The organism is Bradyrhizobium diazoefficiens, assembly GCF_016612535.1.
In the GTDB taxonomy this organism is placed as follows: Bacteria; Pseudomonadota; Alphaproteobacteria; order Rhizobiales; family Xanthobacteraceae; genus Bradyrhizobium; species Bradyrhizobium diazoefficiens_C.
This window is the reverse complement of the sequence record NZ_JAENXS010000001.1, coordinates 79,325-93,156: the sequence shown is the minus strand read 5'-3', so window position 1 is coordinate 93,156 and position 13,832 is coordinate 79,325. Positions and strand designations below refer to the sequence as shown.

At 62.1% G+C, this 13,832-nt stretch carries 10 protein-coding genes; all 10 read left to right on the top strand.

Annotation, left to right across the window (positions count from 1 at the left end):
- Positions 1–11 precede the first annotated feature (11 nt).
- The 10 genes from JJE66_RS00420 (at position 12) to JJE66_RS00375 (ending at position 13,405) form a co-directional block, all read left to right on the top strand.
- Positions 12–1,109: a Gfo/Idh/MocA family protein gene (locus JJE66_RS00420; RefSeq protein WP_200512167.1), complete on the top strand. Its 1,098-nt coding sequence runs from the start codon at positions 12–14 to the stop codon at positions 1,107–1,109.
- A 10-nt stretch (positions 1,110–1,119) separates the two neighbouring features.
- Positions 1,120–1,764, top strand: coding sequence for a ThuA domain-containing protein (locus JJE66_RS00415; protein WP_200512166.1), 645 nt, complete (start codon positions 1,120–1,122; stop codon positions 1,762–1,764).
- Positions 1,761–2,810 (top strand): LacI family DNA-binding transcriptional regulator, encoded by a 1,050-nt coding sequence (locus JJE66_RS00410; protein ID WP_200512165.1) that lies wholly within the window; start codon positions 1,761–1,763, stop codon positions 2,808–2,810. The genes JJE66_RS00415 and JJE66_RS00410 overlap by 4 nt, the downstream gene beginning before the upstream one ends.
- A gap of 49 nt (positions 2,811–2,859) precedes the next feature.
- A complete protein-coding gene (locus JJE66_RS00405) occupies positions 2,860–3,915 on the top strand; it encodes a sugar phosphate isomerase/epimerase (RefSeq protein ID WP_200515233.1) in 1,056 nt (351 codons plus the stop codon).
- 9 nt (positions 3,916–3,924) lie between these two features.
- A complete protein-coding gene (locus JJE66_RS00400; RefSeq protein ID WP_200512164.1) occupies positions 3,925–5,100 on the top strand; it encodes a Gfo/Idh/MocA family protein in 1,176 nt (391 codons plus the stop codon).
- Positions 5,097–6,632, top strand: a complete 1,536-nt coding sequence (locus JJE66_RS00395) for a sugar ABC transporter ATP-binding protein (protein ID WP_200512163.1) — start codon at positions 5,097–5,099, stop codon at positions 6,630–6,632. The genes JJE66_RS00400 and JJE66_RS00395 overlap by 4 nt, the downstream gene beginning before the upstream one ends.
- A gap of 5 nt (positions 6,633–6,637) precedes the next feature.
- Positions 6,638–7,642 (top strand): ABC transporter permease, encoded by a 1,005-nt coding sequence (locus tag JJE66_RS00390; RefSeq protein WP_200512162.1) that lies wholly within the window; start codon positions 6,638–6,640, stop codon positions 7,640–7,642.
- Between the two features lie 58 nt (positions 7,643–7,700).
- Positions 7,701–8,648: a substrate-binding domain-containing protein gene (locus JJE66_RS00385; protein WP_200512161.1), complete on the top strand. Its 948-nt coding sequence runs from the start codon at positions 7,701–7,703 to the stop codon at positions 8,646–8,648.
- Positions 8,649–9,186: 538 nt separating this feature from the next.
- On the top strand, positions 9,187–10,302 hold the full coding sequence (locus JJE66_RS00380; protein WP_246756013.1) for an efflux RND transporter periplasmic adaptor subunit: 1,116 nt from the start codon (positions 9,187–9,189) through the stop codon (positions 10,300–10,302).
- A 10-nt stretch (positions 10,303–10,312) separates the two neighbouring features.
- On the top strand, positions 10,313–13,405 hold the full coding sequence (locus tag JJE66_RS00375; RefSeq protein WP_200512159.1) for an efflux RND transporter permease subunit: 3,093 nt from the start codon (positions 10,313–10,315) through the stop codon (positions 13,403–13,405).
- Positions 13,406–13,832: the final 427 nt, after the last annotated feature.

Below are 13,832 nucleotides of genomic sequence, written 5' to 3'. Positions count from 1 at the left end.
GGGAGATCGAGATGAGAAGAGTCGGCATCGGAATCATCGGCTGCGGCAATATCAGCACCGCCTATTTGAAGGCGGCCCAGCGCTTTCCGGTCATCGAAATCAAGGCGCTCGCCGATATGCGCAGCGATGCCGCGGAGCGGCAGGGCGCAGCCTTCGGGCTGCCGGCGATGCGGGTTGACCAATTGCTCAAGCGAGACGACGTCGAGATCGTCATCAATCTCACGGTACCGCTCGCCCATACGGACGTCAGTCTCGCGGTGCTGAACGCCGGCAAGCACGTTCATTCCGAGAAGCCGCTCGGCATCAACGTCGCGGAAGCCCGCAAGGTGATGGATCTTGCCGCGCAGAAGAATCTTCGCGTCGGCTGCGCGCCCGACACCTTCCTCGGCGGCGGGCACCAGACCGCGCGCAAGCTGATCGACGACGGGGCGATCGGCACGCCTGTGGCGGGCAGCGCCTTCTTTGGCTGCCCCGGCCACGAGCGCTGGCATCCGGCGCCGGGCTTCTATTATCTGCGCGGCGGCGGGCCGATGCTGGATATGGGCCCGTACTACATCACCGATCTCGTGCAGCTGCTTGGCCCCGTTGCGAGCGTGATGGGCTCGACTGCGCGCCCGAAATCCGAGCGTCTGGTCACCAGCCAGCCGATGAACGGCACGCTGATCCCGGTCGAGGTTTCGACCCATGTCGCGGGTACGCTCGAATTCGAGAGCGGGCCGGTCGTCTCGATCGCGATGAGCTTCGATGTGCCGAAGCATCGGCACGCGCCGATCGAGATCTATGGCAACAAGGGTAGCATGCTGGTGCCCGACCCGAACCGCTTCGGCGGCGAGGTGCAGGTCGCCAAGACCGGTAGCGAATGGGAGACGGTGCCGTTGACACACGGCCATGTTGAAGGCGAGTTCCGTTCCATCGGCGTCGCCGACATGGCCTCCGCGATCCTGAACAACCGGCCGCATCGCGCCAGCGGCGCGCTCGCATTCCACGTGCTGGAGGTGATGGAGGCGTTCCAGACCTCCGCCGACGAAGGACGGCGCGTCAAAATCGAGAACCGCGTCGAGCGACCGGCGATGCTGCCGGCCGGACGTGAAACGGGGCAGATCGACTGAGGACAGAGACATGCGCAAGGCAATGATAGTTTGGGGCGGCTGGCCGGGACACGATCCCGATCTCTGTGCTTCGATGATCCGCGGCTGGCTGAAGGCGGAAGGCTTCGAGGTGCGGATCGAGACCACGACGGCGGCATTCGCCGATCCTGCCATTCACGATCTCTCGTTGATCATCCCGATCTATACCATGGCGAAGATCGAGAAACCGGAGGCGCTCAATCTCTGTGAGGCGGTCCGGAGCGGCGTTGGGCTCGCCGGCCATCATGGCGGCATGGGCGATGCGTTCCGCGAGTCCGTCGACTACCAGTTCATGTGCGGTGGGCAGTGGGTCGCCCATCCCGGCAACATCATCGACTACAGGGTCGACGTGACGAAGCCGGATGACCCCATCATGAAGGGTCTGAAGAGCTTCGAGTATCGTTCCGAGCAGTACTACATGCATGTCGATCCCGCCAACGAGGTGTTGGCGACGACCACCTTCACTGGCGAGCACGCGCCCTGGATCGATGGCGTGGTGATGCCTGTAGTTTGGAAGAAGCGCTACGGCGCCGGCAGGGTGTTCTACTCCTCGCTCGGCCACCGTGCCTACGAGCTCGACGCACCGGAGATCCGGACGTTGATGACCCGCGGCATGCTGTGGGCGGCGCGCTCATGAGCGTTGGTGCGACCCAGCCGCCGGTTCGCGCCACGCTTGAGGATGTCGCGCGCGCGGCGGGCGTTTCCCTCGCGACCGCCGATCGCGTCGTCAACCGGCGCGAGGGCGTGCGCGCCAAGACCGTCGCGCGTGTCGAGGCCGCCGTGGCAAAGCTCGGCTATCGCGCCGACGTCGCGGCCGCGCGGCTCGCCCGCGGGCAGACATACCGCTTCGCCTTCGTGCTGCCGGCCGGCAGCAACAGTTTCATGACCAATCTGACCGAGCAGGTTCAGCGCACCGCAGGCTGGCTCGCCGGTCAGCGTGGCTTCATCGATATCCTCCATGTCGACGTGTTCGATCCGGATGTCCTCGCCGGCGCGCTGGAAAATCTGCCGCGGGCTTATCAGGGTGTCGCCGTCGTCGCGCTCGACCATCCCAAGGTGCGCGACGCGATCGACGAACTCGCCGCGCGCGGCGTCGCCGTGGTGACCCTCGTGTCGGACGCGCCGAGCTCGCGCCGCCTGCACTATGTCGGTATCGACAACCCGGCCGCGGGGCGAACTGCGGCAACGCTGATGGGACGCTTTCTCGCCGACCGCGAGGGGACGGTTGCCGTGATCGCGGGATCGTTGTCGCTGCGCGATCACACCGAGCGGCAGTTCGGCTTTCACCAGATCCTGTCCAGCGAGTATCCGAACCTGGTCGGACTACCGGTCATTGAAGGCCGCGACGACAGCGAGCGCACGCAACAGCTCACTGCCGCGTTGCTCGCGCGCCATGCCGATCTCCGCGGAATATATTGCTGCGGCGCCGGAAACCGTGGCATCGCCGATGCGCTTGAGGATCTGGGCCGCGCGCGAGAGGTGGTCTGGATCGCTCATGAGCTGACCCAGCACACGCGGCGTTTCCTGGTCCGCGGTACGCTCGATGCTATCATCAACCAAGATCCCGGCCACGAGGCCCGGTCTGCGGCGCGAATTCTGCTCGCGCATTGTTCGGGTGAGCCCATCAGCCCCGACCAGGAGCGCATCCGTATCGATATTTTTCTGCGGGACAACCTGCCGTAATTTCGGTTCTACCTGTGTAAACCCTAAGGGACGTTCGGGAGGAAAGCTCATGAAGTCGATAAAGGGCCCAGCCATTTTCCTGGCGCAGTTCGCCGGGGATGCGGCTCCGTTCAATTCGTTTGACGCGATCTGCGCGTGGGCATCGTCGCTCGGCTACAAGGGTGTACAGATCCCCACTTGGGACGCGCGTCTGTTCGATCTGAAGAAGGCGTCCGATTCAAAGATCTATTGCGACGAAATCAGCGGGATCGCCGCACGTCATGGCCTGCAGGTCACCGAACTCTCCACTCATCTCCAGGGCCAGCTCGTCGCCGTCCATCCTGCCTATGATGCTGCCTTCGATGGCTTTGCTGCGCCGGAAGTGCGCGGTAACCCGTCGGCACGTACCGAATGGGCGATCGATCAGGTGACGCGCGCGCTGAGAGCATCGAAACATCTCGGTCTGCAGGCGCATGCCACCTTCTCCGGGGCGCTGGCATGGCCTTATATCTATCCGTGGCCGCAGCGTCCGGCCGGACTCGTGGAAGCAGCGTTCGACGAGCTGGCGAGACGCTGGACCCCGCTGCTCGACTATGCCGACGAGAACGGCGTCGACGTTTGCTACGAGATTCATCCCGGCGAAGATCTGCATGACGGCGTCAGCTATGAGATGTTCCTCGAACGGGTGAAGAATCACGCGAGGGCGAATCTGCTCTACGATCCGTCGCACCTTCTGCTGCAGCAGCTCGACTATCTCGACTACGTCGACATCTATCACGAGCGCATAAAGGCCTTCCACGTGAAAGATGCAGAATTCAATCCCACCGGCCGACAGGGCGTTTATGGCGGTTTCCAGAGCTGGGTCAACCGGGCCGGGCGGTTCCGCTCGCTGGGCGACGGACAGGTCGATTTCGGCGGCATCTTCTCCAAGCTGACAGCCTACGATTTCGACAGCTGGGCGGTGCTGGAGTGGGAATGCGCGCTCAAGCACCCCGAGGACGGCGCGCGCGAAGGCGCGGAGTTCATCAAGCACCACATCATCCGCGTGACCGAGCGCGCCTTCGATGATTTTGCCGGGGCGGGCACCGACGACCTGGCGAACCGCAAGATGCTCGGTCTGGCTTAGGGGGTTCGCATGGCGATTGAAGCAAGCGGGTACGACAGCACAGGCGGCCGCATCAGACTTGGCATGGTGGGCGGCGGTCAGGGCGCATTTATCGGTGCCGTCCATCGCATAGCGGCGCGGATCGACGGGCAGTTCGAACTGGTCGCGGGGGCGCTGTCCTCAGACCCTGTCCGGGCGAAGGCGTCGGCCGTGGAGCTCGGAATCGCGGCCGAAAGATCCTACGGATCGTTCGAGGAGATGGCCAGGGCCGAGGCCGCGCGCCCCGACGGGATCGAGGCAGTGTCGATCGTGACGCCAAACCATGTGCACGCGCCCGCTGCCCGCGCTTTCCTCGAGGCCGGAATCCATGTGATCTGCGACAAGCCGATGACGACCACGGTGGCCGACGCCGAGCGGCTGGCCGAGCTCGTGGAAAGCAGCGGCAAGGTGTTCGTCCTCACCCACAACTACACTGGCTATCCGATGATCCGGCAGGCGCGCGCCATGATCGCCAACGGCGAGTTGGGTGACGTCCGCGTCGTGCAGGTCGAATATCCGCAAGACTGGCTCACCGAGCGCGCCGAGCTTTCGGGAAGCAAGCAGGCCGAGTGGCGCACCGATCCAAAGCGCTCGGGAGCCGGCGGCTGCATCGGCGATATCGGAACACATGCCTACAATCTCGCTGCATTCGTCACCGGACTAAAGACAGATGCGCTTCTGGCGCAGCTTACCACCTTCGTGCCTGGCCGCCTGCTCGATGACCACGTCCAGATCATGTTGCGTTACCAGGGCGGCGCGCGTGGTCTGCTGTGGGCAAGCCAGGTCGCGGTCGGCAACGAAAACGCCCTGAAGCTGCGCATCTACGGCACCAAGGGCGGGTTGGAATGGAGCCAGGAAGACCCGAACTATCTGTGGTTCACCCGTTTCGGCCAGCCGAAGCAATTGCTCACCCGCGCCGGCGCCGGGGCGCGGCCTGAAGCTGCCCGCGTCTCCCGCCTCCCGGGTGGACACCCCGAGGGGTATCTGGAGGGCTTTGCCACGATCTATGCCGAAGCTGCGCGGGCAATCCGCGCTGCGCGGACCGGCGCTCCGCCCGATGCCGGAACGATCTATCCAACCGTATATGACGGCTTGGCCGGCATGCGCTTCATTGAGGCGGCCGTAGCGTCTTCGAAAGCCGGCAACATATGGACCAAGGTCGAATGAAGGCGCTCGCCGCCGATCTGTCCGGTGCCACCGGCGCCTCGATGCTGGAGGCGGTGGGGCTGTCGAAGTCCTTCGGTCCGGTGGAGGTCCTGAAGGACGTCAGCCTGGCGGCGTATCCTGGGGAGGTTCACGCCATTATCGGCGAGAACGGTGCCGGCAAGTCGACTCTCATGAAGCTGCTGGCCGGCCATTTGCAGCCGACGCGCGGCGAATTGCGGATCGACGGCGAAACCGCTGTTCTGACCGGGCCAGTCGACGCGGAACGTCGCGGCATCGTCCTTGTCCACCAGGAGATCCTTCTTGCGCCCGATCTTACGGTTGCGCAGAACGTGTATCTCGGCCGGGAATTGCCCAAGGGCATTGTCGTAGACGACCGCGCCATGAACGAAGGCGCGCGCCAGGCCATACGCAATCTCGGCGCCGACGTGGATCCCGATGTCGTGGTGCGACGTCTGTCGATCGCGCAACGTCAGCTCGTGCAGATAGCCAGGGTGCTTCTGGTTCCGCACCGCGTGGTGATCTTCGACGAACCGACCGCCTCGCTCACGGCAATCGAAACCAGGGCATTGCTCAAGGTCATCGCCGATATCCGCGCCAAGGGCGTGAGCATCCTCTATATTTCGCACCGTCTGCCGGAGGTCAAGCAAATCGCCGACAAGGTCACCGTGCTGCGCGACGGCCGCGTTGTCGCCAGCCACGCGACGCGCGAATTGCAGCCGGTCGATATGGCGCGTTTGATGGTTGGTCGCGATGTGGCCAAGCTCTATCCCGATCGCCACGCCGCGGCCGCGCGGGAAACAATTCTGGAGATCGAGGATTTTTCCGTCTCCGGCTTCGCGCAACATGCGTCGTTCCAGCTAGGCAAGGGCGAGATCCTCGGCTTTGCCGGTCTGGTCGGCGCCGGGCGGACGGAGCTGATGGAAGGCCTTGTCGGCCTGCGGCCCGGCCGCGGCGTCATTCGCATCAACGGCAAGCCGGTGCAGTTTCCGCATGTCGAGGCCAGCCTGAAGGCCGGAATCGCCTATCTCAGCGAAGATCGAAAGGGCAAGGGCCTGCTGCTGGCCGAGGATCTGTGCGTCAACCTGACGCTCGCCTCGCTGGACAAATTCCGGCGCGGGTTTCAGATCGACCGGGCCAAGGAGCGCGTCGCGCTCGACAAGGCGATCGGCGAGTTCGACATCCGCGCCAGCCGCAAGGACATGCTCGTTGGCCAGCTTTCGGGCGGCAACCAGCAGAAGCTGCTGCTCGCCAAGATGATGATGAGTGACCCTTCCATCATTATCATCGACGAGCCGACACGTGGCATCGACATCGGCACCAAGGAACAGATCTACAAGTTCATCGCGGTACTCGCCGAGCAAGGGCGCTCGATCATCGTCGTCTCGTCCGAAATGCAGGAACTGATCGGCATTTGCGACCGCATCATTGTCATGCGCTCCGGGCAGATCGTCGGCGCGGTCACAGGCGAGCACATGAACGAGAACGAGATCGTCGTGCTGGCGACTGGCGTCAAATCCGGAGAGGCTGCATAACCGAAATGACCGACTTCGCAGCAGATACTCGAAAAATGCGGAAGTCCTGGAAAGACATTGACTTGCGGGCTGTCGCCCCTTTCCTCGCGCTGGCCCTTCTTCTGGTACTCGGGGCGATCGCAAACCCGAACTTCATCAGCATCGACAACCTGCTGAACGTCATCACCCGCAGCGCCTTCATCGCCATCATCGCCGTCGGTGCGACCTTTGTGATATCGGCCGGCGGCCTGGATCTCTCCGTCGGCTCCATGGTCGCGTTCGTCGCCAGCTTGACGATCATGTTCATGAACAGCGGCGTTATCGCTGATCCCGCGACGATGCTCGTCGTCGCCATGGCGCTTGCCATCGTCATTGGCGCTGCCTGCGGCCTGGCCAACGGTCTGATCACGACGGCAGGCGGCATAGAGCCCTTCATCGCCACGCTCGGCACCATGGGGATCTATCGCGGTCTTACGACATGGCTGTCGCAGGGTGGCGCCATCACGCTGCGGTCTTCGGAGATCCATTCCCTGTATCGTCCGGCCTATTTCGGCTCGGTTCTGGGAATTCCGGTGCCCATCATCGTCATCGTCGTCACAGCCGCCGTGGGCGCCTTCGTGCTGCACAGAACGCGTTATGGCCGCCATGTTCTGGCCGTGGGATCCAATGAGGACGTGGCGCGCTATTCCGGCATCTCCGTCGAACGCGTGCGCACGATGACCTACGTCATCCAGGGCCTGTGCGTGGCCGTAGCATGTCTGCTCTACATCCCGCGGCTGGGATCCACGTCCGCAACGACCGGGCTCATGTGGGAGCTGCAGGCCATCACCGCGGTCGTGGTCGGTGGCACCGCGCTGCGCGGCGGCGTCGGCCGCGTCTGGGGCACGATCTGCGGAGCGTTCATACTCGAGATCGTCGGCAACATCATGCTGCTTTCGAATTTCGTCAGCGAATATCTGATCGGCGCGATCCAGGGCGCCATCATCATCGTTGCGATGTTGGTGCAACGTTCCCTGGTACGGAAATCGTAAACGGCCGGGTTATCGGGTCGCCGGTCGCTGATCACAAGACCCGCTCTGGGAGGAAGACATGCGGAAGCGAATACTGGGCTTGGCCGTCGTCATGGCGGCTTTGATGGGCGTAGCTCACGCCGAAGACAAGAAAGTGACGATCGGCGTTTCCATTCCCGCCGCCGACCATGGATGGACCGCCGGCGTGGTGTTTCATGCCGAAAGGATGGCGAAGCTGCTGATGGCGCAACATCCGGGCTTGAACGTCATCGTGAAGACGTCTCCCGATCCAGCAACGCAGGCAAATGCGGTGCAAGATCTCGTGACCCGAGGCATCAACGCCTTGGTCATCCTGCCATCCGATCCCGATCCCCTGGTCAATGCCATCAAGGAGGTGAAGAACAAGAATATATTTGTCGCACTTGTGGACCGGGCACCCAGCAACAACGACAATTCGGTTCGCGATCTTTATGTAGCCGGTAACAACCCGGCACTCGGTGCCACCGCAGGTGAATACATCAAGAAAAACACGCCGAATGCTCAGGTCGCCGTTATCCGCGGCCTGCCGATCCCGATCGACCAGCAGCGCCAGGACGGCTTCGACAAGGCGATCGCCGGCTCCAACGTGAAGGTTCTCGCAAAGCAGTTCGGCAACTGGAATCGCGACGATGCCTTCAAGGTCATGCAGGACTACCTGACCAAGTTCCCCAAGATCGACGTGGTGTGGTGCCAGGATGATGACATGGCAGTGGGCGTGCTTCAGGCCATCGATCAGGCAAAGCGGACCGACATTCAGTATGTCATCGCCGGCGCCGGCTCGAAGGACATGGTCAAGAAGGTTATGGACGGCGACAAGCTGATCCCGGTGGACGTGCTTTACCCGCCGGCAATGGTTGCAACCGCCATGGAATTGACCGCCGCCAACTTTTATAATCAGGCCCCGGTTCGCGGCAGCTACATCCTGGACGCGACACTCATCACCAAGGCCAACGCGAAAGATTTCTACTTCCCGGATTCGCCGTTCTGAACAACGTCGTATCGCAGCAACAGACGAAGGGGCCCGTGCCCCTCCGTCGATCTTCTTGCGACCTGAATAAGCTCGCCTGATGCGGACGATCGGCGAGAATATCGCAGATTCGGCTGGTGTGGGGAGAGGCCGCAGCGCCAAGCAGTGTCGTCGCCCAATAGGTGGGCGAAAAAGCGGTGTGCCGCCTCATGGAACGTGACCGCAATGATCACGGGGAGGACAGATGGTGGCGAGATAGATTGGATTGCCAGTCACTGCACAGGTTCCGCATGCGCGCTGCGATCATTCGCTGACCACCTTCGGGCGGGCTCCAAAATTGGGCGCAATAGTAAAGACCCCAGCTTTAGCCGTTTAACGTATCCGGGCGCCTCCCGGTTCCGATCGCAACATTAAGTTGCGGCCAAAGGGGGCGTCGTGGGCGGCGTCCGTACCAAGGTGCTGACCGTCTCGATCAATTTCGGGAGAGTGTGATGCGGCGGACGGCTGCGTGCGTTATCGAACGTAATTTGCACGAGCCGGAACCCCGATGCTTCGACGAATGACCATCATGCTGGTCGCGGTCGGCCTGGTTTTTGCGGCGGTCTTCGGGTTTGAAGCTTTCAGGGCCAGGATGATCCAGAAGGCAATCGCGGGTTTACGGAACCCGCCGCAGACCGTCTCGACGATTAAGGCCAGCACAGAACGGTGGCAGGATCGCCTGGAGGCGGTCGGTAGCATGCGCGCCGAGAAGGGGGCCGACCTTAGCCCTCAGGTCTCCGGCATCGTCAAGGCGATCCATTTCGCTTCCGGTCAGAGAGTAGAGGAGGGAGCGATGCTCGTCGAGCTCGAAGACGCCGACGACATCGCCCATCTCCACGCGCTCGAGGCGACGATGGCGCTGGCCCAGCTCAACTTTGACCGCGACAGCAGGCTGGTCAAGACTGATGCCATCAGCCAACAGACTGCTGATACTGATCAGGCGACGCTCAAGAACAACCAAGCGCAGGTGGCGCAGCAGCAGGCGCTGGTCAATTACAAGTCGATCAGAGCTCCTTTTGCTGGGCGGCTCGGAATCAGGAAGGTCGATCTTGGCCAATATATCGCGCCTGGCACGCCGATCGTGACGCTGCAGCAACTCGACCCGATTTTCGTCGATTTCTACCTGCCGCAGCAGGCGCTGGCGAAGATCAAGGTCGGCCAAGCCGTGACCGCCAAGGTCGATACCTATCCTGACCAGACATTCAACGGACAGATTCTGGCGATCAATCCGCTTGTCAACACCGCGAGTCGGAATGTCCAAGTTCGGGCGACATTCAAAAACCCCGACGAGAAGCTGCTGCCGGGAATGTTCGCAACCGTCGACATCGAGGTCGGTGCGCCGAAGGATTATGTGACCCTACCGAAGACCGCGATCTACTACAATTCCTACGGCGATATCGCCTATCTTGTCGAAAATGCCGGCAAGGGCGAGAACGGGCAGCAGCAGACTGCTCGCCAGGTCTTCGTGAAGACCGGGCAGACACGGGGCGACCAGGTCGCGGTGCTGGATGGCGTGAAGCCGGGCGATATCGTGGTCACCGTCGGGCAGAACAAGCTGCATAACGGGTCACCGGTCCGGATCAACAACAAAGTCGCCGTGCCCTTCAGCGCTAACCCGCAAGTCTCGGAAGAATGAAGGGCGCGAGATGAACTTCACGGACCTCTTCATTCGCCGGCCCGTCCTCGCCACCGTGGTCAATCTGATGATCCTCGCGCTTGGCTTGCGCGCGATGAACTCGTTGCCGGTGCTGCAATATCCCAACACGCAGAATGCGGTCGTGACCGTCACCACGACCTATTACGGCGCCGACCCCGATGTGATCGCAGGATTCGTCACGACCCCGCTCGAAAACGCCATCGCTCAGGCGAATGGCATCGATTACATGAGCTCCAAAAGCGCAAGTGGCGTCTCGACGATCACGATTAATCTCCGCCTCAATTACGATGCCGACAAGGCACTGACCGAAATCAACACCAAGGTGAGCTCGGTTCTTAACCAGCTTCCTGCGGGAACGCAGCAGCCGGTGTTGAAGGTGCAAATCGGCCAGACCATCGACGCCATGTATATCGGTTTCGACAGCGACGTACTGGGCCGCAACCAGATCACCGACTACCTCACCCGCGTCGTTCAGCCGAAGCTGCAGGCAGTACCTGGCGTTCAGACGGCGGAAATCCTCGGGCAACAGAACTTTGCGCTGCGGGCCTGGCTAAACCCCAAGAAAATGGCGGCCTACGGTCTCAGCGCCGCCGATGTCTCAGCCGCACTGACGCAGAACAACTACATCGCTGGACTTGGCACCACCAAAGGACAGATGGTGGAGGTCAACCTGACCGCCTCGACCAGCCTCCACTCAGCGAGCGAATTTGCCAACATGATCGTCAAGCAGGTGGGCGGCGCGATTGTGCGGCTCAAGGACGTTGCGGACGTCTCGCTGGGCGCGGACGACTATGAGACGCAGGTCGCATTCGACGGCAAGCCGGCGGTCTATATCGGCATCCAGGTGGCACCAACCGGCAACTTGCTCGATGTGATCGCCGGCGTGCACAAGATCTTCCCGGGTATCCAGCAACAGCTACCGAACGGGCTGCACGGCGAGATCGCCTATGACTCCACCAACTTCGTGCATGCGGCGATCTACGATGTGGCGCGGACGCTCGTCGAAGCATTGTTGATCGTCAACCTCGTCGTGTTCCTCTTCCTGGGCTCGGTGCGATCCGTCGTGATCCCGATGGTCGCGATCCCGCTGTCGCTGGTCGGCACCTTCACGTTGATGCTGGCGGCCGGATTCTCCATCAATCTGCTGACGTTGCTGGCGCTGGTGCTTGCGATCGGGCTCGTGGTCGATGACGCCATCATCGTGGTCGAGAACGTGAACCGCCATCTTGAGCAAGGCAGGGCGCCGGTCATGGCCGCCATCGAGGCGGCGCGGGAGCTCGGCCGTCCGATCATCGCCATGACGGTTGTCCTGATCGCCGTGTACGTGCCGATTGCATTCCAGGGCGGCTTGACCGGCGCCCTGTTCACGGAATTTGCTTTCACCCTGGTCGGCACGGTAACCATATCGGCCATCGTCGCGCTGACGCTCTCGCCGATGATGGGTTCGCGGCTGCTGAAGCCGCCCGCTGCGACGCGCGGCTGGCAGGAGCGGCTCACCGCCTTTATCGACACCCGTTTTGAGGTCTTGCGCGGCCGCTATCTGCGCTGGCTGCATGGCAGCCTTGGCTACATTCCCGTCACCGCCGTGTTCGCGCTGCTCGTGCTCTCCAGTATCTACTTCCTCTATTCCGGCGCCAAGAGCGAGCTCGCACCTCAGGAAGACCAGGGAGTCGTGATCGCGTCGTCGACGTTGGCCCCCGACGCCACGCTGGAGCAGAAAGTGCTGTATGCGCAGCAGGTGTATCAGATCATGAGGAGCTTTCCGGAGACCGATCATGTCTTCCAGATCAACTCTCCCGCAACCGTGGTTGGAGGCATGGTGCTGAAGCCGTGGGACGAGCGCACCAGGACGAGCAACCAGTTGCAGCCGCTCGCGCAGAAGGAATTCGACCAAGTGGCCGGCGCGCGGATCGCCGCCTTTCAGCTCCCGCCTCTTCCGGGGAGCCAGGGCCTCCCGATCCAGTTCGTGATCAAGACCACCGATTCATTCGACAAGCTCGACGCTGCCTCCCAGCAATTTCTGAAGGCCGCGATCGACAGCGGAATGTTCATCTTCCTCGATACGGACCTGAAGATCGACAGCCCCGAAGCCGTGGTCGACATCGATCGCGACAAGGCGGCCCAACTCGGGCTCAAGATGAGCGATATTGGCACGGCGATGGGGACGATGCTGGGGGGCGGCTACGTGAACTATTTCAGCCTCGACCAGCGCTCCTACAAGGTGATCCCCCAAGTCCACCGGCGCGACCGTCTGAACACCGATCAGTTGCTCAACTATTATGTAGCCAATGTTTCCGGCATACCCGTACCGCTCTCGACGATCGCGAAAATCACCACCAAGACGGTCCCGGAGACACTCAACCATTTCCAGCAGCTCAACAGCGCCACCATTCAGGGCGTCGCGGCGCCGGGCATCGCGCAGTCCGACGCGCTGAACGTCCTCAACAACCTCGCCGCCAAGACGTTACCACGAGGCTACAGCGTCGATTACAGCGGATTGTCCCGGCAATATGTCCAGGAATCCTCCGGGTTCGTTGCGACCTTCGGATTTGCGCTGGTGATCATCTTCCTGTCGCTGGCGGCGTTGTTCGAGAGCTTCCGCGACCCCTGCATCATTCTGGTGTCGGTACCGATGTCGATCGCCGGCGCGCTGATATTTGTGAGCCTCGGCATCGGGGGCGCATCGCTGAACATTTACACCGATGTCGGCCTCGTCACGCTGATGGGCCTGATCAGCAAGCATGGCATTCTCATCGTAGAATTCGCAAATGAGCTCCAGCGCGGCGGCACGGCCAAGCGCGAAGCTATCGAGCAGGCGGCAGCAATCAGGTTGCGGCCGATCCTGATGACGACGGCCGCGATGGTGTTCGGCGTGATTCCGCTGATCCTTGCAAGTGGCGCCGGCGCGGTGTCGCGTTTCAACATGGGCCTTGTGATTGCAAGCGGACTTTCGATCGGGACGCTGTTCACGCTTTTCGTGGTGCCGGCGATCTATCTCTTGATCGCGACCGATCATTCCCGGGAGGCGGAGCTGGACGCCTCACAAATGCCGGCCGGAGATCACGCGGCGAGCGGGGTTTGAAGGGCTCTAAATTTTCAGCGCGCTGAGCCTCAGATTGCTCCTTGCTCAACGTGAGCAACGGGTTGGATCAGACCTGCTTCCCGCGGGAAATGGGGTTCTGGGGCACGCCGGCGCGTCTCCCGAGCCGACCCAGCGGGTCTTCGGCATTTTCGTGGGGCTCCCGGGCAGTCGCGGCTTGACCAGCGAAACCCTGTGAGCAAACGGCGATAAAGGTGGTCAACCACGGGCGAACTTCCTTGTTCTTGTTGATCTTTCGGTCGCTATTTACGTTCGGGACGTGGGTGCCGACGGGACCAACACTGCCACATTGGCCGAAGCGGCGGACGGAGGCGACCTGCTTTCGTGGGTCGATTCGGCGGGCGGTGTAGCCAAAGATTGAGCCGCGCTGCACGAGCAGCTGGTGCCCCCGTTCCAACCATTAATGCAG

What these genes read in the sequence shown, in the direction of transcription:
- JJE66_RS00405 (WP_200515233.1), top strand. Translation starts at nt 2,860, where the DNA reads ATGAAGTCGATAAAGGGCCCAGCCATTTTCCTGGCGCAGTTCGCCGGG.
- JJE66_RS00375 (WP_200512159.1), top strand. Translation starts at nt 10,313, where the DNA reads ATGAACTTCACGGACCTCTTCATTCGCCGGCCCGTCCTCGCCACCGTG.
- JJE66_RS00400 (WP_200512164.1), top strand. Translation starts at nt 3,925, where the DNA reads ATGGCGATTGAAGCAAGCGGGTACGACAGCACAGGCGGCCGCATCAGA.
- JJE66_RS00385 (WP_200512161.1), top strand. Translation starts at nt 7,701, where the DNA reads ATGCGGAAGCGAATACTGGGCTTGGCCGTCGTCATGGCGGCTTTGATG.
- JJE66_RS00415 (WP_200512166.1), top strand. Translation starts at nt 1,120, where the DNA reads ATGCGCAAGGCAATGATAGTTTGGGGCGGCTGGCCGGGACACGATCCC.
- JJE66_RS00395 (WP_200512163.1), top strand. Translation starts at nt 5,097, where the DNA reads ATGAAGGCGCTCGCCGCCGATCTGTCCGGTGCCACCGGCGCCTCGATG.
- JJE66_RS00410 (WP_200512165.1), top strand. Translation starts at nt 1,761, where the DNA reads ATGAGCGTTGGTGCGACCCAGCCGCCGGTTCGCGCCACGCTTGAGGAT.
- JJE66_RS00380 (WP_246756013.1), top strand. Translation starts at nt 9,187, where the DNA reads ATGACCATCATGCTGGTCGCGGTCGGCCTGGTTTTTGCGGCGGTCTTC.
- JJE66_RS00420 (WP_200512167.1), top strand. Translation starts at nt 12, where the DNA reads ATGAGAAGAGTCGGCATCGGAATCATCGGCTGCGGCAATATCAGCACC.
- JJE66_RS00390 (WP_200512162.1), top strand. Translation starts at nt 6,638, where the DNA reads ATGACCGACTTCGCAGCAGATACTCGAAAAATGCGGAAGTCCTGGAAA.